This window comes from Azospirillum sp. TSH58, from assembly GCF_003119115.1.
GTDB lineage: Bacteria > Pseudomonadota > Alphaproteobacteria > Azospirillales > Azospirillaceae > Azospirillum.
The window spans coordinates 555,080-576,614 of the sequence record NZ_CP022363.1 but is presented as its reverse complement, the minus strand read 5'-3'; the positions used below and the strand labels follow the sequence as shown (position 1 = coordinate 576,614).

Annotated in this window: 16 protein-coding genes; 9 read left to right on the top strand and 7 right to left on the bottom strand. The window is 69.1% G+C overall.

The features are described from left to right. The first annotated feature begins 37 nt into the window (after positions 1 to 37). The 6 genes from TSH58p_RS02435 to TSH58p_RS02410 all read left to right on the top strand — a co-directional run bounded on the left by TSH58p_RS02435 (position 38) and on the right by TSH58p_RS02410 (position 7,092). Positions 38 to 1,540 carry an efflux transporter outer membrane subunit gene (locus TSH58p_RS02435; protein WP_109068719.1) on the top strand — a complete coding sequence of 501 codons (1,503 nt, stop codon included), beginning with the start codon at positions 38 to 40 and terminating at the stop codon, positions 1,538 to 1,540. A 228-nt stretch (positions 1,541 to 1,768) separates the two neighbouring features. Then, positions 1,769 to 3,442, top strand: coding sequence for an FAD-dependent oxidoreductase (locus tag TSH58p_RS02430; protein ID WP_109068720.1), 1,674 nt, complete (start codon positions 1,769 to 1,771; stop codon positions 3,440 to 3,442). A 165-nt stretch (positions 3,443 to 3,607) separates the two neighbouring features. After that, positions 3,608 to 5,098, top strand: coding sequence for a PAS domain-containing sensor histidine kinase (locus TSH58p_RS02425; protein ID WP_109068830.1), 1,491 nt, complete (start codon positions 3,608 to 3,610; stop codon positions 5,096 to 5,098). Positions 5,099 to 5,132: 34 nt separating this feature from the next. Beyond that, complete coding sequence (locus tag TSH58p_RS02420) at positions 5,133 to 5,780, top strand: response regulator transcription factor (RefSeq protein ID WP_109068831.1); 648 nt, start codon at positions 5,133 to 5,135, stop codon at positions 5,778 to 5,780. 158 nt (positions 5,781 to 5,938) lie between these two features. Continuing rightward, positions 5,939 to 6,313, top strand: a complete 375-nt coding sequence (locus TSH58p_RS02415) for a response regulator transcription factor (RefSeq protein ID WP_051141058.1) — start codon at positions 5,939 to 5,941, stop codon at positions 6,311 to 6,313. Positions 6,314 to 6,387: 74 nt separating this feature from the next. Then, entirely contained in the window at positions 6,388 to 7,092 is a 705-nt protein-coding gene (locus tag TSH58p_RS02410; RefSeq protein ID WP_109068721.1) for a nitroreductase, read from the top strand. 95 nt (positions 7,093 to 7,187) lie between these two features. Here the strand turns inward: TSH58p_RS02410 and TSH58p_RS32915 are convergent, their stop codons facing one another. Further along, positions 7,188 to 9,926 carry a TrlF family AAA-like ATPase gene (locus TSH58p_RS32915; RefSeq protein ID WP_146205835.1) on the bottom strand — a complete coding sequence of 913 codons (2,739 nt, stop codon included), beginning with the start codon at positions 9,924 to 9,926 and terminating at the stop codon, positions 7,188 to 7,190. Positions 9,927 to 10,299: 373 nt separating this feature from the next. On the opposite strand from TSH58p_RS32915, the gene TSH58p_RS02400 reads away from it, so the two are divergent. Together TSH58p_RS02400 and TSH58p_RS02395 are read left to right on the top strand one after the other, a co-directional pair. Continuing rightward, positions 10,300 to 11,154, top strand: coding sequence for a hypothetical protein (locus tag TSH58p_RS02400; protein WP_109068723.1), 855 nt, complete (start codon positions 10,300 to 10,302; stop codon positions 11,152 to 11,154). Positions 11,155 to 11,200: 46 nt separating this feature from the next. Further along, entirely contained in the window at positions 11,201 to 11,779 is a 579-nt protein-coding gene (locus TSH58p_RS02395; protein WP_109068724.1) for a YceI family protein, read from the top strand. Between the two features lie 4 nt (positions 11,780 to 11,783). Here the strand turns inward: TSH58p_RS02395 and TSH58p_RS02390 are convergent, their stop codons facing one another. Beyond that, positions 11,784 to 12,482, bottom strand: a complete 699-nt coding sequence (locus TSH58p_RS02390; RefSeq protein WP_109068725.1) for a Crp/Fnr family transcriptional regulator — start codon at positions 12,480 to 12,482, stop codon at positions 11,784 to 11,786. Between the two features lie 141 nt (positions 12,483 to 12,623). On the opposite strand from TSH58p_RS02390, the gene TSH58p_RS02385 reads away from it, so the two are divergent. Next, a complete protein-coding gene (locus tag TSH58p_RS02385) occupies positions 12,624 to 14,324 on the top strand; it encodes an adenylate/guanylate cyclase domain-containing protein (protein WP_109068726.1) in 1,701 nt (566 codons plus the stop codon). A gap of 70 nt (positions 14,325 to 14,394) precedes the next feature. On the opposite strand, the gene TSH58p_RS02380 is transcribed toward TSH58p_RS02385, so the two are convergent. From TSH58p_RS02380 to kdpB, 5 genes are all read right to left on the bottom strand, one after another. Beyond that, positions 14,395 to 15,048 carry a TerC family protein gene (locus tag TSH58p_RS02380; protein WP_109068727.1) on the bottom strand — a complete coding sequence of 218 codons (654 nt, stop codon included), beginning with the start codon at positions 15,046 to 15,048 and terminating at the stop codon, positions 14,395 to 14,397. A 169-nt stretch (positions 15,049 to 15,217) separates the two neighbouring features. Continuing rightward, a complete protein-coding gene (locus TSH58p_RS02375) occupies positions 15,218 to 15,916 on the bottom strand; it encodes a response regulator (RefSeq protein ID WP_109068728.1) in 699 nt (232 codons plus the stop codon). After that, positions 15,913 to 18,684 carry a sensor histidine kinase KdpD gene (locus TSH58p_RS02370; RefSeq protein ID WP_109068729.1) on the bottom strand — a complete coding sequence of 924 codons (2,772 nt, stop codon included), beginning with the start codon at positions 18,682 to 18,684 and terminating at the stop codon, positions 15,913 to 15,915. Before TSH58p_RS02370 ends, TSH58p_RS02375 begins: the two co-directional genes overlap by 4 nt. Before the next feature lie 100 nt (positions 18,685 to 18,784). Further along, positions 18,785 to 19,393: a K(+)-transporting ATPase subunit C gene (locus tag TSH58p_RS02365; protein ID WP_109068730.1), complete on the bottom strand. Its 609-nt coding sequence runs from the start codon at positions 19,391 to 19,393 to the stop codon at positions 18,785 to 18,787. A gap of 10 nt (positions 19,394 to 19,403) precedes the next feature. After that, complete coding sequence (gene kdpB, locus TSH58p_RS02360; RefSeq protein ID WP_109068731.1) at positions 19,404 to 21,524, bottom strand: potassium-transporting ATPase subunit KdpB; 2,121 nt, start codon at positions 21,522 to 21,524, stop codon at positions 19,404 to 19,406. Positions 21,525 to 21,535 lie beyond the last annotated feature (11 nt).

Sequence of the window (21,535 nt, the reverse complement as noted above, 5' to 3'; positions counted from 1 at the left end):
CCGGGGAGAGGGAAATTGTCCTTTGAATGGACCTGACATGACGACGATCTTCGGGCGGCGCGCCCGTCTCCTGGGCACGGCGCTCGGCGCCCTCACGCTGTTGTCGGCCTGCGCGGTGGGGCCGGACTACGAGCGGCCCTCCGCCGCCGTGCCGCCGGCCTACAAGGAGGCGGCCGACAAGGAGGGCGGCGTCACCCCCGTGGCCTTCGCGCCCCCCGTCCCGCGCGACGACGGCTGGCGCCCCGCTGCCCCCGGACAGGCGGAGGCCGGTCCCTGGTGGACCGTCTTCAACGACCCAGTGCTGGACGGGCTGATGCGCCGGGTGGAGGTCGACAACCAGAGCCTGAAGGCGGCGGAGGCTGCCTACCGGCAGGCCAAGGCGCTGTCGGACCAGGCCCGCTCCGGCTTTTTCCCGGTCCTGTCGGTCAATGGCGGCGCCGACCGGGCCGGACGCGTCGGGTCGGGCGACCGCACCACCTCCGGCACCGGCTCCGGCGTCAGCCGCGGCGGAACCCCGGTGACCACCTACGACGCCGGGCTGGGGGCGAGCTGGGCGCCGGACCTCTGGGGCCGCATCCGCCGCTCGGTGGAGAGCAACGACGCCAACCTCCAGGCCAGCGCCGCCGACCTCGCCGCCGCGCGCCTGTCGGCGCAGGCGCAGCTGGCCACCGCCTACATCCAGTTCCGCGTGGCGGACGAGCGCAAGGCTCTGCTGGAGCGGGCCATCGCCGCCTACCGCCAGTCGCTGGAGATCGCCCGCAACCGCCACGCCGTGGGCACGGCGACCCTGGCCGACGTCTTCACCGCCGAGACCCAGGTCCGCTCCACCGAGTCGCAGCTCGTCGCGCTGGGGGTGCAGCGCGCCCAGTTCGAGCACGCCATGGCGGTTCTGGTCGGGCAGGCCCCCGCCGCCTTCGCCCTGGCCCCGGCGCCGCTGACCGCCGCCGTCCCGGCGATCCCGCCCGGCGTGCCCTCCGCCCTGCTGGAGCGCCGCCCGGACATCGCGGCGGCGGAGCGGCAGATGGCCCAGGCCAACGCCCAGATCGGCATCGCGGAGTCGGCCTGGTACCCCGACGTGGTGCTGTCCGGCTCCCTCACCAACAGCGCGACGATCCTGCCCCGGCTGCTTCAGGCGCCGACGGCGATCTGGGCGGTCGGGGCGCAGGTCGCCCAGACCCTGTTCGACGGCGGCACGCGGACGGCCGAGGTGGAGCTGCGCCGCGCCGTCTTCGACCAGAGCGTGGCGCAGTACCGCCAGACCGTGCTGACGGCCTTCCAGGAGGTGGAGGACCAGCTCGCCGCCCAGCGCATCCTCGCCCGGCAGGCCGCCGTGCAGGACGACGCCGTGCGTCTGGCGCGCGAGGCGGAGCGGCTGACCTTGAACCAGTACCGGGCCGGCACCCTGCCCTACAGCAGCGTCCTGACCGCCCAGACCGCCGCCCTGTCGGACGAGGAAAGCGCCCTGTCGGTCCGGCAGAGCCGCCTGCTGGCCGCGGTGTCGCTTCTCCAGGCGCTGGGGGGCACTCCGCCGAATTTTTAATCCGGGTCAAGGCTGGACTACCCCTTCGGACTCCGCATCGGAAGTGGTGCGGGAAGTCGGCGTCCAGCCCTTTGAAAAAACGGGTAAAATCCGCGCGTTTGCTGGCGGTGGGGACGGTGCCGGAGGTAATCCGCTGGACGGGCTAGCCCGCAATTTCAGTAACGGCACCGGGAACTTGGGATTTATCTGAGTCCCGTGCGTTCAACCTCAAAGAAAAGCAGGCGCAGCATGATCCTCGATGCTCGCTCGGTGTCCTCGGGCACCAACCTTGACGCGGACCTCTGCATCGTCGGCGCCGGCGCCGCCGGGCTCGCCATAGCCCGTGCGCTGGCCGGTTCGCGCTGGAAGATCGTCCTTCTGGAAAGCGGCGGGCTCGACCCCGACGGCCACACCCAGTCGCTCTACGCCGGGGAGAATCTCGGCCTTCCCTACGAGCGCCTGTCCACCGCGCGCAGCCGCTACTTCGGCGGCAGCACCAACTGCTGGGGCGGCTTCTGCCGGCCCTTCGAGCCGATCGACATGGAGGCGCGGCCCTGGGTGCCGAACAGCGGCTGGCCCTTCGGGCCGGAGATGCTGGCCCCCTACTACGCCCGCGCCCACAGCCACCTGAACCTGCCGTCCCACATCTACGACAACGGCCATTGGGAAAAGACCCTGGCGCCGGACGGGATCGAGTTCCTGCCGGTCGAGGGCGGCGCCCTGGAGAACCGGATCGCCCAGATCAGCGACCAGCCGCGCGTCGGCGTGACCTCCGTCGACGAGATCGTCCAGGCCGCGAACATCGCCTGCTACCTGAACGCCAACGTCACCGAGTTCGAGACCAACGACACCGCCACGGTGGTGGAGCGGGTGCGCTGCGCCGCGCTCAGCGGGGCCCGCTTCACGGTCACCGCGCGGCAGTTCGTCCTGTGCTGCGGCGGCATCGAGAACGCCCGCCTGCTGCTGCTGTCCAACCGGGTGCAGAGCGCCGGGCTGGGCAACGGCCACGATCTGGTCGGCCGCTACTTCACCGACCACCCGCGCATCAAGGCCGGCTCCGTCCGCCTGACCGATCAGGCGCGGCACCGCCGCCTCTACGACATGACGCTGACCCTGTCGCGCCGCCGGCTGAACGCCAAGCATCTGCCGGTTTCCGCGTCCCTGTCGCCGACGGTGGAGACGCAGCGCCGGCTGGGGCTGATGAACTCGCGCAGCTATCTGGTGGCGCAGTATCACGGCGAGGCGACCGCCGGTGTGCGGGCGCTGCACGACCTGCGCATGCTGATGTCCGACCGGCGCAAGTTCGGCCACGCCGAGGGCGACCTGCGCGCCCTGCTGCGCGAGGCGGTGCCGCAGATCGCGCTGAATCTGCCGAACCTCGCCTACGCGCTGTTCGACAATGTGGTGAATCCGGCCTGGGTGACGCGCAGCTTCCTGCTGGAAACCATCGTCGAGCCGGTGCCCAACCCCGACAGCCGCGTGACCCTGGCGGCGGAGCGCGACGCGCTGGGCCTCAACCGGGCCGACACGGTCTGGCGCCTGACCGAGCAGGACCGCGACAACTTCCTGCGCACCAACGAGCTGGTGCGGACGGAGCTGACCCGCAACGGCCTGATCACGGTGACCGAGGCCGACCCGCAGGAGGCCGCCGAGCGCGCCTGGGCGGAGCGCATCTCCTGGTGCTGGCACCATATGGGCACCACCCGCATGCACGACGACCCGAAGCAGGGCGTGGTCGACGCGCGCTGCAAGGTGCACGGGATGCACAACCTCTACATCGGCGGCAGCTCCGTCTTCCCCAGCATGGGTTGCGACCACCCGACCATCAACCTCGTGGCGCTGGCCTTCCGCCTGGCCGAGGAGGTGTCGGCCCAGCTCCAGCACGACCGCGCGGTCACCCTGGAGGACCAGCAGGCGGCGTGAATCGCCGTCCCGACGCGGGCGGGGACCGCTCTTCCCGCCCGCAACCCCCAATCCCGGTTGACCGAGAAATCAACTCAACTACTCTTGAGCCAAGAACGGTTCGAGGGACCAGGGACGTTGGGGACGGGGATGGCGGACGATATCGGGACGGGAAATCCGGACCTCATGCTGCGCTTTCAGGCCATGCTGGACACGGTGCCGGACGGGATCGTCATCATCGATGCCGAAGGGCGCATCCAGACCTTCAACCCGGCCTGCGAGCGGCTGTTCGGCTGGGCGGCGGCGGACGTGATCGGCCACAACGTCAAGATGCTGATGCCGCCACCTTACCGGGAGGAGCATGACGGCTACCTGGACCGCTACCACCGGACCGGGGAACGCCGGATCATCGGCATCGGGCGCGAGGTCACCGGCCTGCGCCGCGACGGCACCACCTTCCCGATGGAGCTGTCGGTCGGCGAGGCCTGCCGGGAGGCCGGCGGCGGCGGGGTCTACATCGGCATCATCCGCGACATCAGCGAGCGCAAGCGGGCCGAAACCGCCCTGCGCGAGCGCGAGGCCCGCCTGACCTCCATCCTGGAGACCGTGCCCGAGGCGATCATCGTCATCAGCGAGCGCGGACTGATCGAGTCCTTCAGCCCGGCGGCGGAGCGGCTGTTCGGCTACAGCGCCGCCGAGGTGACGGGGCGGAACGTCAGCCTGCTGATGCCCTCCCCCTACCGGGATCAGCACGACCGCTACATGGACCATTACCTGACCACCGGGGAGCGCAAGATCATCGGCATCGGCCGGGTGGTCTCGGGCCTGCGGCGCGACGGCTCCGTCTTCCCCATGGAGCTGGCGGTGGGCGAGGTGCAGCTGGCCGGGCACCGCTGCTTCACCGGCTTCATCCGCGACCTGACCGAGCGGCAGGCCACCGAGAAGCGCCTTCAGGAGCTTCAGGCCGAGCTTCTGCACGTCAGCCGGGTCAGCGCCATGGGCCAGATGGCCTCGACCCTGGCGCACGAGCTGAACCAGCCGCTGACCGCCGTCATCAACTACGCCAAGGCGGTGAAGCGGCTGCTCGACCGTCCGGACGGGGCGGACAAGGCGCGCGAGACGATGGACAAGGCCACCGCCCAGGCCGCCCGCGCCGGCCAGATCATCCGCCGCCTGCGCAACTTCATCGAGAAGGGCCAGACCGAGCACACGGTGGAGAGCATCGGCAAGGTCGTGGAGGAGGCCAGCGCCCTCGCCCTGGTCGGCGCCAAGGAACGCGGCGTCCATGTCCGGCTGGAGATGAGCGGCGACGAACGGCCCGTGCTGATCGACAAGATCCAGATCCAGCAGGTCGTCCTCAACCTCGTCCGCAACGCCATCGAGGCGATGGCCGAGTCGGAGATTCGGGAATTGACGGTGGCCACCGGCCCCGACCCGGAGACGGCGGCGCTGATGCGCGTCACCGTCCGCGACACCGGTCCCGGCCTCAACGAGACCGTGCTGGCCCAGCTTTTCCAGCCCTTCGTCACGACCAAGGAGAAGGGGATGGGGCTCGGCCTGTCGATCTGCCGGTCGATCATCGAGGCCCATGGCGGCCGCCTGTGGTTGGAACCGGGGGACGGAGGGGCCACCTTTGCCTTCACCGTGCCGGTTGCCGGAGAGGATGATGCGCCCTGAGTCCCCCTTGTTGCCCGATGTCCCGCCGTCGGACATGACGGTCTTCGTCCTGGACGACGACGAGGCGGTGCGCGATTCCGTCGTGATCCTGCTGGAATGCGAGGGCTTCCGGGTCGAGAGCTTCGAGTCCCCCCTCGCCTTCCTGGAATCGGATGCACCGTCGCGGCCCGGCTGCCTGCTGGTCGATGTTCGGATGCCGCAGATGAGCGGGCTCGACGTTCAGGAGCGTCTGGTCCGGGAGGGGCGCGGCCTGCCGGTGATCGTCATGACCGGCCACGCCGACGTGCCCCTGGCGGTGCGGGCGATGAAGGCCGGCGCCATCGATTTCGTGGAGAAGCCCTTCGACGAGCAGGCCCTGATCGGCAGCGTGAAGACCGCCCTGGCCCGCGCCGTTCCGGCCCCGGCGCCGCAGGCCGCCCAGGCGGCGACCCCGGCGCCGGCCGCCCCCGCCGTCTCCCCGGAGGTGATGGAGCGGCTGGCCAGCCTGACGCCGCGGGAACGCGACGTGCTGCAATGGCTGGTCGAAGGCAAGTCGAACAAGGTCATCGCCTTCGAGCTGTCCATCAGCCCGCGCACCGTGGAGATCCACCGCGCCCGCGTGATGGAGAAGATGCGCGCCGACAGCCTGCCCTCGCTGGTCCGCATGGCCCTGGCCGCCGGGATCACCCCCAAAGGGGAGTGAGTCCGGCCGCCGGGCGGCACCGGCGGCGACTGATCCACATCAAAACCACGCCCGATAAGGGGAACTCCGTATTCCGGCACCGCCGGTCGGCTTCTATCTTCCCTGTAACGCCCCACGACGGGCGCCATTCCGCGTGATTTCCGATGCTGGAGGCAGTCTTGGCCGAACCGGGCGATAGCATCGTCTACATCGTCGACGACGACGAGCCGGTGCGGGACTCGATGAAGGCGCTGCTCGAAGCCTGTGCCTTCGAAGTGCGCGACTACGCGTCGTGTCAGAGTTTCATGGATCAGTACAACGGCAAGCCGTCGGGCTGCCTCGTCCTCGATCTGCACCTGCCGGTGATGAGCGGGCTGGAGTTCATCGAGCGCTTCGGGGCGAACCTGCACGGCCTGCCGGTCATCATGGTGTCGGGGCGCGGCGATCCCGCGACCTTCGCCCGCGCGCGGGAAGCCGGCGTGACCGCCTTCCTGGAAAAGCCGTTCGAGGAGGACCAGCTCCTTGACGCGGTGCAGCGCCTGCTGCCAGCCTGACCGTCCTTCTTTCCGAGAGGGCCGCCGTTCCCCGGACAGGGTTCGTGAGACACCGTCCGCAGTGGAGCGCGCCCATGGCGTCCGAAGAATCCTATCCCCGCCCTCTGTCGGCCCTGGACGCCGTGCGCAGCCGCCGCAGCGTCCGCGCCTTCACCGCCGAGCCGGTGCCGCGCGCCGTGGTGGAGGAGATCCTGGAGGCCGCCAGCCGGGCGCCCAGCGGGTCGAACATCCAACCCTGGAAAGTCCACGCGGTGGCCGGTGCTGCGCGCGAGGCGCTGTCGGCGGACCTGCGCGCCGCCCATTTCGACCCGGCGGACGATCTGGCCGGGGCGGAATACACCTACTACCCGACCCAGTGGTTCGAGCCCTATCTGGGGCGCCGCCGGAAGATCGGCTGGGACCTCTACGGCCTGCTCGGCATCGCCAAGGGCGACCGCGAGGCGATGGCGGAGCAGCACGCCCGCAACTACGACTTCTTCGGCGCCCCGGTCGGGCTGTTCTTTACCATGGACCGGCGGATGGAGCAGGGAAGCTGGCTCGACGTCGGCATGTTCATGGAGAATGTGATGGTGGCAGCGCGGGGCTTCGGGCTGGACACCTGCCCGCAGGCCGCCTTCATCACGTACCACCGCATCGTCCGCCGCCATCTCGCCATCCCTGACGCCGACATCCTGCTGAGCGGCATGGCGCTGGGCCACGCCGACCCCGACGCGCCGGAAAACCGCTTGGAAACCGAGCGCGCCCCGGTCGCCGACTTCACCCGCTTCCACGGATTCTGACGCCTCTTCACTTGGATCGCGTAATGGTTAATTACCAAAACGTCCCAAGGCAATCCGCTTATACCGCTTTTCAAATGCCTCGGTACCGCCCTCCATCACTCTGCAAACAGCATCCCGAACGGCTTGCGACTGAAGCGATCCACGTTCGACGACCACGCATTGCCCGTGTTTGAATGCCATTTCGAGAACCTTCTCCGCGTCCCCGTTGACCACGATGTTGGGATTGTGGGTAACAATGATGACCTGCCTCCGGACCTTGATCTGTCGGATCTGCTGGAAATGAGGTCGTAGATCAGCCGGTTGTCCAAGTCGTCTTCAGGCTGGTCGAGGACCAATGGCTCTGTGCCATAGGCCAGGATGAAGGCAAGTATGGCCGCCGTCTTCTGGCCCGGCGATGCCTGTTCGATGGGGCGGAAATTGCGACCGGTCCCGTCCGCGCTGTAGCTAACCTGTAGCCCATCCTCCGGAAACCATGTGCGTATCCGGTCGCACTGCTCGGGTGTCAGCCTTTTCAGATGGTTGATGAGCGGCTTCTTCATGCCGGCAGGTGTCGCCTCTCCTCGGGCGGCAGCAATTAGATTGGTCCTCATCTCGTCCAGGCGCGCCTCGATATCCGCAGCGGCAGATTGGGCGTCACTGGTGATGTCCTTCAACAGCCTCCCCAGGAGGCCGTCCTGAGGCTTTCCGTCATCCTCCACGAGGATGTCTTGAGCAAAACCATCATCGTTCGCACGATTGATCAAGGCACGGAATGCCGCTTCGATGACGGAAAGCTCGGGTTGGTACGGCAAAATCTTGATGTTCACGAATAAGTTGCTGCCGAGAACACCGTCGACAAATTCCTGCCTCTTCCGCGTGATTTTCCGTCGTAGCGCTTTGAGGCGATCCAGGCTTTCCAGGGCTTGCTTCAGAACATCCTGGCGGCTTTGCTCGATCTTCTCCAGTTCAAGGATGCGCTGCTCCTTTTCCTGGCGTTGTTGAACCAAGGCACTGTGTTGTGCCGGGTTATCCACGCCTTCATCACGAAGCTGCTCGACAAGGGCCGCGTACTCTTCTTCGCACTGCCTTACTCCAGCACGCCACGCCGACCCATCGCGGCGCGCCTCCCAATCGACGCGCTGGCCAGCGGTCACCTCCGCCATGCCCTTCAACGTCTCAGCCAGTTTCTGAAGCTCGGCATACACACCATCTAGAAGCTCCAGGGCACCTAGTTCCGCTTCGCTGCTAGGGTTGGTAAAGGCCTCACAGTCTACGTGCGGTGGAAGAATCGCCTTCTGAGCGGTGAGGATGTGCTCCTCGGCATTTGCCCAACGTGTTCGCCATTCGTCCAGTACCCGAATTTGACGCTGCTTCGCTTGATAACTTTTCAGGGTTTCGGCGTGGTGGGCACCCTCAAATACCGACAACTTCCGGACGACGTCATCCAACTCGCCGCGAACTTTATCAAGTTGCGACGCCTGCGCGTCCAGTTCCCGGCACTGAGCCATCAAAGAAAGATAGTGCTTCTCTTCCTGGTCCCACCGGGCCTGCCACTCGGCCCGCTTGACGCTGTCGGCCTCGTCGATCACCCGCAGCAAGGCGTCCTGGCTTTCCGCCATGGTGAACACCTGCTTTTGGCTGAAGAGCCGGACCGGGAATCGGGAGCGCACATCGCCGGGCACCTCGGCTTCCAGACCATTGGTCTGGACCTGGGTGATGGCCGGCAGATCACCAGCCTGACTCCACTGCACGCAAAACTCGGCACCGTCCTTGCGGTACTTGATTTTTATAGCAGTGCTGCTAGTCAGCATACCGCGATCCGCGCGGCTACCAACTCGTTTGAAGTTCTTAAAGTCCTCCACGAGAGATGACGGCACCTCGTCTTCGCGACGGAGTCCTATCCGCATCATTTCCAGAATGGTGGACTTACCTGACCCGCGACCGCCCACAAGTGTGCTGAGCCAAGGACTGAACCGCGCGTGAAGCGGCTGCGAACGTCCGCACCGAAAGGCGTTGGCAACCTCGATGGACTCGATCATCAGAGCCGGAAGTCGGTTCTGCTCGCTCGGGTCCATGTCGCTTCGCCGAATGGAAAGTGGGGCACCGTCCAGCAGCGCCAAGCACAACCCCTCCAGGCACGGGCTTTCCATCTTTACCCACGTAAAGTGTGAGCCTGGATATTGAGGCCCGTTCGCACCATCTGGATGATGGGAGTCCGACCCAAGGACTTCCGGCAATCCAAGGTTCAAGTCCTGGTAAATCTGTGGCTTGGCGGCAGTATAATGGGTTAATTCAATCGCAGCCAGAAGACCGCATTCCAAAAGCGGCTTTAGGGTGTTTCCGGTTAGCCCGAACGCGCCCCGTTCTCGATCGGCATGGGCGAGTATTGGAAGAGCCCCAACAGCGCGAATCTCACGGATTACATCAATGACTGATTTGTTTGCTGCAATTTCGCTGTCTCCAGGGTCTCCATAGTAGTCGACTTTTGTAAGCAAACGAACAATATCCAATGAACTAGCGGAGGGATCAAAAATTGCCAGAACATGGATTCCGCCGTTGGCGGTGATCTCGACGCCAGGGAACAGGGTGAGCGGCCTGTAGCCGTTCGGAGGTGTGGCGGATGCTGCCATGGTGGCCAACGCCGCCTTCAAACGGTCGATCCATTCTCCGCTATTGTGGTCGCTCACCGCCACGCAATCGATTCGCTTGCGCATAAAAGCGAGCAGCCAATCCTCGGGGGTGATCTGCTTCAGCGTGTTCTGGTTTGGCCCCCTGCCGTAGTCCGACGATGCCGGCGTATGGGTGTGAAAGTCGAAAGCCCACCAAGAGGCGCCAGCAATTCCAGAGGTTGGCATTTCTTAATCTCGCGTCACAGTCGAAAATATCGAATCATAATCGCATTTTTAGCACAAATGTGAATGTTCGCAATTGGTGGTGAACCGACACACGCAACTGGCTGTCCAGGGGGCAGCACGAACCTTTTGCAAACTGGCGTCCGTCCTCCAACCCAGCACGGATGGAACGCACGAGCTGAGCCGACGTTCGGCTCCAACAGCGTCGGGCATCCTCAAAACCCGGTCACACCGCGTTCGCGATGTGCGTTTTCGCACAGGTGTCGGCGGGCCGTGACGGCACTCTCCAGCCGCGCCGCGAAGCGCTGGCCTGACCGTTCCATCCCGGCAGGCTCCGCCCCGCGTCCCGTTTCCTGCGGCTTGGAGTGTTCCGACGATGGCTCTGCTCGATGATCTTGTGGTGCAGACCGCCCTGTTTCCCCTGGTGGTCGGTGTCGCCGCCGTCGGTGTGGTCCGTCTCGCCGGCGGGCGCACGCGGGGTCCCCGGTTGGCGGCGGCGGGTGTTGCCGCCGCCTTCCTGGCGGCCTACGCGCTGATCGTCGGCCTGCCCGCCCTGCCCCCGCCCTCCAGCATGGGCCGCCTGTTCTGGAGCGCGGTGGCCGGTCTGGTCATCGGCGTCGGCGCCGACCTCGCCGGGATCGACCGCCGCCGCGGAACCTGGCTGCTCGGCGCCTGGGTGACGGTGGCGCTGCTGTGGATCGCCCTGCCGGTGCTGCCGGGCAGCCTCGACACCATCACCGCCGCCGTCCTGCTGCTGGCCGGTGGCTGGATCGCCCTGACGCGCACCGCCGGCGAGGGCGAAGGGGTGGCGACGCCCGGAGTCGCCCTGCTGGCCGCCGCGGTGGCGGTGGGCGGGGTGGCGCTGGTCGGCGCCTCGGCCTCCGTCGCCCAGCTCGCCTTCGCGCTGGCCGCGGCCACCGGCGGCCTGCTGCTGTGGAACTGGCCGGTGGAGCGCCACGCCTGGGGCAACGCCGGTCAGGCGGCGCTGGGCATCCTGGTCCTGCTGGCCGCCACCCTGACCTTCTTCTCCTCCGCCCACGCCGAAGCCCTGCTGCTCGTCCTGCCGGCCTTCTTCGCCGACCGGCTGCGCGACCGGCTGCCCCTGCCGCGCACCGCCGCGGGACGGGCCATGGGCACCGTGGCGCTGACCGTCCTCGCCCTGGTGCCGGCCGCCGCCGCCGTGGGCGTCGCCTTCCTGCTCTCCGCCGGTTCCGACGTGTCCGGCTACTGACCCACCCCATTTATCCCGTTCCATCCGAACAAAGGACTTCCGACTCATGAAGCGTCTTCTCGCCACCGCCGCCCTGTCCGCCCTCGTCGCCCTGCCGATGACCGTCCAGGCCGCCCCGGTCGCCTACAAGCTGGACCCGGCCCACACCGCGGTGGTCTTCATCGTCGACCATCTGGGCTTCTCCAAGGCCGTGGGCCGCTTCAACACGGTGGCCGGCGAGCTGTCCTTCGACAAGGACGCCGCGGACAAGAGCAGCCTGTCGGTGACCATCGACACCACCAGCGTCGACACCAACCACGCCAAGCGCGACGAGCACCTGAAGTCGCCGGACTTCTTCAACGCGAAGGAGTTCCCGAAGATGACCTTCAAGAGCACGAAGATCGAGACGACCGGCGACAAGACCGGCAAGCTGCACGGCGACCTGACCCTGCTGGGCGTCACCAAGCCGGTGGTCCTCGACGTGGCCTTCAACAAGGACGGCGTCAGCCCGGCCAGCAAGATGGAGACGGTCGGCTTCTCCGCCCGCGGCACGATCAAGCGCTCCGACTTCGGCATGAAGTACGGCGTGCCGAACATCGGCGACGACATCCAGATCATCATCGAGTCCGAGGCGGTGAAGAGCTAAGCCCTCAATCCTCCTCCGCCGCCTGCCGGACCCGGTCCCGCAGGCGGCGGGTGTCGAGCAGGAGCAGCGCCCCCCGCCGCTTCTCCAGAAGCCCGTCGCGCTCCAGGGCGCTCAGCTCCCGCGAGACCGCCTCGCGCCGGGTGCTGACGCGGGCGGCGAGGTCGGCGTGGGGCGGCGGCGGGGAGATGGTGGCGCTGTGCTCCCCCCGCCCGTCGGGCCGGGCCAGCCGCAGCAGCTCGGCGTAGATGCGGTGGCGCACGTCCAGCGTGTTGAACTCGTTCACCCGCGTGGCGAGCTTCCGGATCTCCCCGGCCAGCAGGACCATCACCTGGTCGCAGACGTCGGGGTGGCGGTGGATGCAGTCGCGGAACAGCGGGGCGGGCATGCAGGCGACCGTGGCGTTGGTCACGGCGACGATGCCGGCGGAGCGGGCCTTGCCGTCGATGGCCGCCAACTCGCCGAAGAATTCACCGGCGGGGATGTCGCGCAGGATCACCGTCCGCCCGGAGATCGCGCGGATGGTCACCCGGACCAGACCGGCGGCGACGACGAAGACGTCGGTCCCCTCATCCTCGAAATCGATGATCCATTGCCCGGCCTCCACCCGGCGCCAGACGCAGCGGTCCTCCAGCGCCCGCAGCTCGTCGGGGGAGAGGGAGCGGAACAGCGCCGCCCCGGCCAGCGTTTCGGTCCGGCGCCTCATGAACGGGTGTGGGTGTCCGGCTGTGGCATGGCGCGGGATGATCTCATAGGATGCCAAGGGACGCCACGCCGAAGCCGACATCCACAGCCCGAGACCGCCGACCGACATGAACGAACGTCCCATCGCCGCCCGGAACCGTTCATGAAGCGCCGGATCGAACGCCCGTTGCGCCTGTTCACCGGCCTGACGCTGTTCACCTTCGTCATCACCCATTTCCTCGCCCACGCCGCCGGGCTGCTGCTGCTTCCGGCGATGGAGGTGGCGCGCGGCACCCTGCTGTGGGTCTGGGACACGCTGCCCGGACAGGCGCTCCTCGCCGGCTCCTTCGTCACCCACGCCGGGCTGGGGCTGTGGGCGCTGTACCGGCGGCGCCACCTGCGCATGCCCGCCGGGGAGGCGTGGCAGCTGGGGCTGGGGCTGTGCATCCCGCTGCTGCTGATCCCCCACGGCATGGCGGGCATGCTGTCGGACGACCTCTACAACGACCCGCTGACCTACCCGCGGGCGATCGTCCTCTACTGGATCACCGCGCCGGAAACCCTGCTGTGGCGCCAGCTCCTGCTCCTGGTGATCGTGTGGATACACGGCTGCATCGGGGTGCGGGGCTGGCTGATGACGAAACCCTGGTACCGGCAGCGGGCCTCGCTGCTCGGCGCCTTCGCCATGCTGCTGCCGCTGCTGGCGCTGGCCGGGATCGTCAACGCCGGCTGGGACGCCGAGCGCCGCGGCGCTGCCGATCCCGCCTATCTGGAGCAGTTCCGCCCGCCCCCCGCCGGCACGCCGGAGGCGGAGAACCGCGCCGCGCTGGCCGCGATCAGCGGCGGCGTGTTCAACACCTACGTCCTGCTGCTGGTCGGCACGCTGGGGATGCGGCAGTACCGCAACTGGCGGGCGCGGGCGACCAGCCCCGTGCGCATCGCCTATCCCGGCGGGCGCGCGGTGACCGTCCCGCGCGGCACCTCGGTGCTGGAGGCCAGCCGGGCCAACGGCATCCCGCACACCGCGCTGTGCGGCGGGCGGGGGCGCTGCTCCACCTGCCGCATCCGCGTGACCGAGGGGGCGGATGCCCTGCCGCCGCCCAACGCCACGGAACGGGCGGTGCTGGAGCGGATGAAGGCGCCGCCCGCCGTCCGCCTCGCCTGCCAGCTCCGCCCGGTGGCGCCGCTGTCGGTGACGCCGCTGCTGTCGGCGCGGGACAACGGCCGCACCTTCGCCGTCACCGCCCCCATGGACAGCGGGCGCGAGCTGGCGATCACCGCCCTGTTCGTGGATTTGCGGGGATCGACCTCGCTGGCGGCGGAGCGGCTGCCCTTCGACGCGCTGTTCATTGTCACCCGCTACGTCCAGGTGGTCACCGACGCGATCCGGAAGCACGGCGGCTACGTCATCGCCATCGCCGGCGACGGGGTGATGGGCATGTTCGCCAACGAGGAGGACCCCACGGCGGCGGCGGCCAGCGCGCTGCGCGCCACCGCCGACCTGTGGCGCGACATCGAGGTGCTGAGCCGCGATCTCGCGGAGGAGCTGGACCAGCCCTTGGCCTTCGGGGCCGGGGTGCATTCCGGCCTCGCCGTGGTCGGGGCGGTGGCCTGTTCGGAGGACGGATCGCTCCAGTTCATCGGCGACACCGGCAACGTCGCCGCAAGGCTGGAGGAGATGACCAAGACGCTGGGCGCCACCGTGGTCTTCTCCGACGCGGCGGCCGAGCTGGCCGGGCTCCGGGGTTTGGAGAATCTGGAGCGCCGGGATGTGGCGATCCGGGGCCGCGACGGCACGCTGGGGGTGCGGACCGTCCGCCGCCAGGAGGATTTGCGGGCGGTGCTGGAGGGGGCGGGCGCCTGAAGAGAAACCCCCGCCGGAGGGGCGGGGGTTTCTCGGCGGGGGTTTCTCGATTGTCAGAGCGGATGGGCTGTCAGAGCAGATGGGCCTGGGTCAGGACCTCGTTGCCACCGCGCCAGATCATGTCGAGCGCCACGTAGGTGATGATGGCGAGGCCGATCCAGCCGATCCAGCGGTGCTTGTGCAGGATGTGGGCGATCATGTTGGCCGCGGCGCCCATCAGGATGACCGACAGCAGCAGGCCGATGACCAGGACCGTCGGGTGGTCCTTGGCCGCACCGGCCACCGCCAGCACGTTGTCGAGCGACATCGACACGTCGGCCACCACGATCTGCCAGACCGCCGCGCCGAAGGTGGTCGTCGCCACCGCCGCGCCGACCGCGGCGTCCCCGGAGCCGTTCGCGGCCAGCGCCTCGTCGGGCGTCACCTCGTCCGCGCCTCCGGAGCGCAGCTCGCGGTACATCTTCCAGCACACCCAGAGCAGCAGCACGCCGCCGGCCAGGGTCAGCCCGATGATGGCGAGAAGCTGCGTGGTGATCAGGGCGAAGAAGATGCGCAGGATGATGGCGGCGCCGATGCCCCAGAAGATCACCTTGCGGCGCTGCTCCTGGGGAACGGCGGCGGCGGCCATGCCGACCACGATGGCGTTGTCGCCGGCCAGAACGAGGTCGATGGCGACCACCTGCCCAAGGGCGGTGAGCTGCGACCAGAGATCGACGCTTTCCATATAAAAATCTCTTCGAAGGCTTCGGTTGGGCTCAGTTGCGGTGTGCGGTCATCTCTTTTCTTGGGGCTTGCGCTTGAAACAGCGGCCCTGGGGCTTCTGTCGCACGAATCCAACCGGGGCGCAGCAGGTTTAGCGTGCAGCGGTGGGTTGCAACGGGTGTGGGGCGGGATCAGTCGGGCGCGCGCAGCCGGTAGCCGACGCCGGTCTCGGTCAGGATGTGCGAGGGGCGTTCCGGTTCCGCCTCGATCTTCTGGCGGAGCTGCCGGATGTAGATGCGCAGATACTGCACGTCGGTGTCGGCCCCCCAGACCTCCTTCAGGATGAAGCGGTGGGTCAGCACCTTGCCGGCATGGGCGACCAGCAGGCGCAGCAGGTCGTACTCGCGGGGCGACAGCTTCACCTCGGCGCCACGAACCGTCACGATCCGCCGGACCAGATCGACGGCGAGGTCGCCGCTGCGGAACAGCGGGCGCTCCCCCTGCTGCTGCAGGCGGTGGCGCAGGGCGGCGCGGATGCGGGCCAGCAGCTCGTCCATGCCGAAGGGCTTGGTGACATAATCGTCGGCGCCGAGGTCCAGCGCCTCCACCTTCCCCGCCTCGTCGGCCCGGCTGGACAGCACGATGATCGGGGCGGCCACCCCGTCGGCGCGCAGGCGGCGGATCACCTCCAGCCCGCCGATCCCCGGCAGGCCGAGGTCGAGCACCAGCAGGTCCGGCGGGCGCCGCCGCACCGCCTCCAGCGCGCCCGCCCCGTCCTCCGCCTCGGCGATGTCGTAGCCCTGGGCGGACAGGGTGGTGCGCAGGAAGCGGCGGATCGGCGGCTCGTCGTCCACCACCAGGACGCGCAGCGGCAGGCTGTCCGACCTCATGGCGTCTCCTCCTCCTCAACGCCTGGCTCAAGGCCGGGCTCCTCAAGGCCGGGTTCATCAAGGCCGGGCAGGGCGGCGGCGGCGGGCATGGTCAGGGTGAAGACGGCGCCGGAGCGGTCCTTGCGGTTGCCGGCGGCGATGGTGCCGCCCATCGCCTCGACGAAGCCGCGGCAGATCGCCAGCCCCAGCCCGGTCCCGGCCCGCTGCCGGTCCTGGGCCTGGACGCGGTAGAACTTGTCGAAGATCCGCTCGACATCCGCCGCCGGGATGCCGTCGCCCTCGTCCCGCACCTCGATGCGCACCCGACCATCCTCCCGCGCCGCCCCGACCTCGATCCGCGAGCCTGTTGGCGCGTATTTGGCCGCGTTGTCCAGCAGATTGAAGAGAACCTGTTCGAACAGCACGTCATCCGCCTGCAGCATCGGCAGGTCGGCGGCCAGATCGACGTCCACCCGGTGCCCGGCCAGGATGCGGCCCGCCCGCCCCAGCGCGCTGCCCACCGTCTCGGCCAGATCGACCGGGCCGGTGCGCGGACGGATGGCCCCCGATTCCAGCCGCGTCATGTCCAGCAGGTTGGCGATGAAGCGGTTCAGCCGCTCCGCCTCCTCCTGGATGGTGGCGGCGAGATCGCGGCGCGACGCCTCGTCCATCCCGGCGCCGTAGGCGGTCAGGCTGGTCGCCGATCCCAGGATGGAGGCCAGCGGCGTCCGCAGGTCGTGGGAGATCGAGGTGAGCAGGGCCGAGCGCAGCCGCTCCGTCTCGGCGGCCAGACGGGCGCGGTCCACGTCCTCCGCCAGGGTGACGCGCTCGATGGCGAGGGCTGCCTGATCGGTCAGCGCGTCGAGCAGCCGGCGCTGGTCCGGGGTCAGCAGGGCGCCGGGCTTGCCGGTGCGGGCGGTGTCGGTGTCGATGCCGACCACCCCGACCGGGCCGCGCCCGGTGCGCAGGGGAAGGAACAGCCACTTGGCGCCGGGCAGCGTGTCCGAGCCGCGCCCGGCGGGCCGGTTGTTCTCCCACGCCCAGACGGCGGCGGCGAGGTCGGCCTCGCGCAGCTCGTCCTCCGGCGGGTAGCCGGCGCGGACGGTGACGGTGTCGCCGCTGGGCAGCAGCAGGACCACATGCACCTTCAGCATCGCCGCGATCTGGTGGGCCGTCGCCCACAGCAGATCGTCCATGGTGACCACCCCGGCCAGCTTGCGGCTGAAGCCGTAGAGATCCTCCGTCGTCTTGGCGCGCAGCCGGGCGGTGACGGCCTGGGCGCGCACGCGGGCGGTCAGGTTGCTGGCGATCACCGCGACCACCGCGAAGAAGAACAGCGCGACGATGTTCTCCGGATCGGCGATGGAGAAGGTGTAGAGCGGGTTCAGGAAGAAGTAGTTGAAGGCCAGGATGCTGGCGACGCAGGCGTAGAGCGACGGCCCCAGCCCGCCGGTCACCGCGCTGGTCAGCACCGCCGTCAGGAAGACCAGCGCGACGTTGCTGACGTCGAGCACCTGCTGAAGCACCTCCCCGACGCCCAGCGCCAGCGCGACATAGCCGGTGGCGGCGGCGTAGGGCCACCAGGACAGCGCCGGGCGCCGGGGGGCCGCGGTGCGCACCGTCTTGGGCGGGATCGGCTCCTCGGCGTCGTCGGCGATGACGTGGACGCTGATGCCGCCGGCCTGCCGGATCAGCCGGAAGGCGATGGAGCTGCGCAGCAGCTCGGCCCAGGGGCCGCGGTGGGACTTGGCGATGACGATGTGGGCGACGTTGTTGGTCCGCGCATACTCGACCACCGTTCCGGCGACGTCGCCGCCGGGGATGGTCACCGCCTCGCCGCCCAGCTTCTCGACCAGCCGCAGCGCGTCGGCGATGCGGTCCCGCTCGGCCTCGCTCAGGCGCAGGCTGCGCGGAGTCTCCACATGCAGCGCGGTCCAATGGGCGCGCAGCCGGTCCGCCTGACGGCGGGCGTAGCGGACGACGGCGGCGCAGGCCGGGTCCTCGTTCACGCAGACCAGCAGCCGCTCCCCCGCCGCCCAGGGGCCGGCGATGGCGTGGGCCTGCATGTGGGTGAGAAGCTGCTCGTCCACCCGCTGGGCGGTGCGGCGCAGCGCCAGCTCGCGCAGCGCCGTCAGGTTGCCGGGGGAGAAGTAGTGGCGGATGGCCCGCTCGGCGGTGCGCGGGACATAGACCTTGCCGTCCTTCAGCCTCTGGATCAGGTCGTCCGGCGTGATGTCGATGACCTCGATGTCGTCGGCGCGGTCGAGGATGGAATCCGGCACCGTCTCGCGCACGCGGACGCGGGTGATCCGGGCGACGACGTCGTTCAGGCTCTCCACATGCTGGATGTTCATCGTCGTGTAGACGTCGATCCCGGCGGCGAGGATCTCCTCGACGTCGAGGTAGCGCTTGGCGTGCCGGCTGCCGGGGGCGTTCGTGTGGGCCAGCTCGTCCACCAGAACGATGGCCGGGTGGCGGGCGAGGATGGCGTCGAGGTCCATCTCGTCGAGCCGGCGGCCCTTGTACTCGACCTTGCGGCGGGGGAGGACCGTCAGGCCGGCGAGCAGCGCCTCGGTCTCGCGCCGGCCATGGGTTTCGACCACGCCGACCACAACGTCCACCCCGTCGCGCCGCTTGGCCTGGGCGGTCAGCAGCATCTCGTAGGTCTTGCCGACGCCGGGGGCGGCGCCCAGGAACAGCTTCAGCCGCCCGCGCCCCTCCCGCGCCGCTTCGCGCAGAAGCGCTTCGGGCGAAGGCCGGGTGACGGCGGCGGTTCGGTCGTTCGGCATCGGGGGGCGGCTTTCGGAACGGATCGGCGGCCCCGTCCCCTCCCCCGCCCGCAAGGGAGAGCGGACGGGAGAGCGGACGGGGCCGCCTGTTGACCTTCAGCTAATGCGTCGCCGTGGCGGCGTCGAGGGCGAGATTGAGCCGCAGCACGTTCACCACCGGCTCCCCCAGCGGTCCCAGGGGCGACGACTCGGTGTTCATGGTGACCAGGGCGCGGACCTGGGCCTCCGTGATGCCGCGGGCGCGGGCGATGCGGGGGACCTGGAAGTCGGCGGCGGCGGGTGACAGATGCGGGTCGAGGCCGCTGGCCGAGGTCGTCACCAGCTCGACCGGCACCGGGGCGTTGGGATTCTCCGCCTTCAGCCGCTCCGTCTCCTCCCGCACCCGGTCGGCCAGCGCCTGGGCGGTCGGGCCGAGGTTGGAGCCGCCGGAGGCCGCGGCGTTGTAGGGCGCCGGCACGCTCTTCGACGGGTCGGCCGGGTCCGGCCCCAGCGTGGCCGAGGGCCGGCCGTGGAAATAGCCCTCCCCCGTGACGTTCTGGCCGATCAGGGCGGAGCCGACGACCGTCCCGTCCCGCTCGATCAGGCTGCCGTTGGCCTGATGCGGGAAGACGGCCTGGGCGATGCCGGTGACGGCCAGCGGGTAGACCAGCCCGGTCACCACGGTCAGCGCGGCGATCATGACGAGGGCGGGACGCAGTTCCTTGATCATGGCGGATTCCTCACACGAGGCCGATGGCGTTGACGAGCAGGTCGATCAGCTTGATCCCCACGAAGGGCACGATCAGGCCGCCCAGCCCGTAGATCAGCAGGTTCCGGCGGAGCAGCCGCGCCGCGCCCACCGCGCGGTAGGCGACGCCGCGCAGCGCCAGCGGGATCAGCGCCACGATGATCAGCGCGTTGAAGATGATCGCCGACAGGATGGCGCTCTCCGGGCTGGCCAGCCCCATCACGTTCAGCGCGCCGAGCTGCGGGTAGAAGGCCAGGAACATGGCCGGGATGATGGCGAAGTACTTCGCCACGTCGTTGGCGATGGAGAAGGTGGTCAGGGCGCCGCGGGTCATCAGCAGCTGCTTGCCGATCTCCACGATCTCGATCAGCTTGGTCGGGTCGCTGTCCAGATCGACCATGTTGCCGGCCTCGCGGGCGGCGACGGTGCCGGTGTTCATCGCCACGCCGACGTCGGCCTGGGCCAGCGCCGGGGCGTCGTTGGTGCCGTCGCCGCACATGGCGACCAGCTTGCCCCGCGCCTGCTCGTCGCGGATCAGCTGCAGCTTCATCTCCGGCGTCGCCTGGGCCAGGAAGTCGTCCACCCCGGCCTCCGCCGCGATGGCGGCGGCGGTCATGGCGTTGTCGCCGGTGATCATCACCGTCTTGATGCCCATCTGGCGCAGCGCCGCGAAGCGCTCCCGGATGCCGCCCTTGACGATGTCCTTCAGATGGATGACGCCGAGCAGCCTGCCGTCGCGGGCGACGGCCAGCGGCGTGCCGCCGGACTTGGCGACGCGCTCCGCGATGGCCTGCACCTCGCGCACCGCCGCGTCCACAGCGGGATCGGGGCGCAGCGCGGTCACGGTGTTGCCTTGGGCGGCGGTGCCGCCGTGCCCGAGGGCCCGCACATGGGCCAGCACGGCGTCCACCGCACCCTTGCGGATCGTCACGCCGTCGCTGTCGATGCCGCTCAGCCGCGTCTGGGCGGTGAAGGGCACGAACTGGGCGTGCAGACCGGCCATGTCGCGGGCGCGGATGCCGTACTTCTCCTTCGCCAGGACGACGATGGAGCGGCCCTCCGGCGTCTCGTCGGCCAGCGAGGCGAGCTGGGCGGCGTCGGCGAGGTCGCGGTCGGCCACCCCGGAGATCGGCAGGAACTCCGCCGCCTGACGGTTGCCCAGCGTGATGGTGCCGGTCTTGTCGAGCAGCAGCGTGTCCACGTCGCCCGCCGCCTCCACCGCCCGGCCCGACATGGCGAGCACGTTGAAGCGCACCAGACGGTCCATGCCGGCGATGCCGATGGCCGACAGCAGCGCGCCGATGGTGGTCGGGATCAGCGTGACGAACAGCGCCGCCAGGACCAGCACCCCGACCGACCCGCCGGCGTAGGCGGCGAAGCTGGGGATGGTCGCCACGGCGATGACGAAGATCACCGTCATGCCGGCCAGCAAAATGTTCAGCGCGATCTCGTTCGGCGTCTTCTGCCGCTGCGCGCCTTCCACCAGCCCGATCATGCGGTCGAGGAAGGTGTTGCCCTGGGCGGCGGTGATCCGCACCTTGATCCAGTCGGAGATCACCTGCGTGCCGCCGGTCACCGCGGAGCGGTCGCCGCCGGATTCGCGGACGACCGGGGCGGATTCGCCGGTGATCGCCGCCTCGTTCACGGAGGCGACGCCCTCGACCACCTCGCCGTCGGAGGGGATGAGGTCGCCCGCCTCGACCAGCACGAGGTCGCCGGGCTTCAGCGCGGTGGCCGGAACGGGCAGCCAGTCTCCACCCTCGGATAGCCGCTTGGCGGTGGTCTCGGTGCGGGTGCGGCGCAAGCTGGCCGCCTGGGCCTTGCCACGGCCCTCCGCCACCGCCTCCGCGAAGTTGGCGAAGATCAGGGTGAACCACAGCCACAGCACGATCTGCAGGGAGAAGCCGATGCCCCCGGCCCCGGCCAGGACGTCGCGCAGGAACAGCAGCGTGGTCAGCGCCGCCACCACCTCCACGCAGAACATCACCGGGTTGCGGGCCATCAGCCGCGGGTCGAGCTTGCGGAAGGATCCGGCGACGGCGGGCAGGAGGATGGCCGGGTCCAGCAGGGTGGAGGCCGGAGTCCGGGTGGCGGTTTTCGAATGGGTGTCCATGGATGGTCCCC

What these genes read in the sequence shown, in the direction of transcription:
- TSH58p_RS32915 (WP_146205835.1), bottom strand. Translation starts at nt 9,926, where the DNA reads ATGCCAACCTCTGGAATTGCTGGCGCCTCTTGGTGGGCTTTCGACTTT.
- TSH58p_RS02410 (WP_109068721.1), top strand. Translation starts at nt 6,388, where the DNA reads ATGGCGTCCGAAGAATCCTATCCCCGCCCTCTGTCGGCCCTGGACGCC.
- TSH58p_RS02435 (WP_109068719.1), top strand. Translation starts at nt 38, where the DNA reads ATGACGACGATCTTCGGGCGGCGCGCCCGTCTCCTGGGCACGGCGCTC.
- TSH58p_RS02365 (WP_109068730.1), bottom strand. Translation starts at nt 19,393, where the DNA reads ATGATCAAGGAACTGCGTCCCGCCCTCGTCATGATCGCCGCGCTGACC.
- TSH58p_RS02400 (WP_109068723.1), top strand. Translation starts at nt 10,300, where the DNA reads ATGGCTCTGCTCGATGATCTTGTGGTGCAGACCGCCCTGTTTCCCCTG.
- TSH58p_RS02375 (WP_109068728.1), bottom strand. Translation starts at nt 15,916, where the DNA reads ATGAGGTCGGACAGCCTGCCGCTGCGCGTCCTGGTGGTGGACGACGAG.
- TSH58p_RS02430 (WP_109068720.1), top strand. Translation starts at nt 1,769, where the DNA reads ATGATCCTCGATGCTCGCTCGGTGTCCTCGGGCACCAACCTTGACGCG.
- TSH58p_RS02385 (WP_109068726.1), top strand. Translation starts at nt 12,624, where the DNA reads ATGAAGCGCCGGATCGAACGCCCGTTGCGCCTGTTCACCGGCCTGACG.
- TSH58p_RS02390 (WP_109068725.1), bottom strand. Translation starts at nt 12,482, where the DNA reads ATGAGGCGCCGGACCGAAACGCTGGCCGGGGCGGCGCTGTTCCGCTCC.
- TSH58p_RS02420 (WP_109068831.1), top strand. Translation starts at nt 5,133, where the DNA reads ATGACGGTCTTCGTCCTGGACGACGACGAGGCGGTGCGCGATTCCGTC.
- kdpB (WP_109068731.1), bottom strand. Translation starts at nt 21,524, where the DNA reads ATGGACACCCATTCGAAAACCGCCACCCGGACTCCGGCCTCCACCCTG.
- TSH58p_RS02370 (WP_109068729.1), bottom strand. Translation starts at nt 18,684, where the DNA reads ATGCCGAACGACCGAACCGCCGCCGTCACCCGGCCTTCGCCCGAAGCG.
- TSH58p_RS02380 (WP_109068727.1), bottom strand. Translation starts at nt 15,048, where the DNA reads ATGGAAAGCGTCGATCTCTGGTCGCAGCTCACCGCCCTTGGGCAGGTG.
- TSH58p_RS02395 (WP_109068724.1), top strand. Translation starts at nt 11,201, where the DNA reads ATGAAGCGTCTTCTCGCCACCGCCGCCCTGTCCGCCCTCGTCGCCCTG.
- TSH58p_RS02425 (WP_109068830.1), top strand. Translation starts at nt 3,608, where the DNA reads ATGCTGCGCTTTCAGGCCATGCTGGACACGGTGCCGGACGGGATCGTC.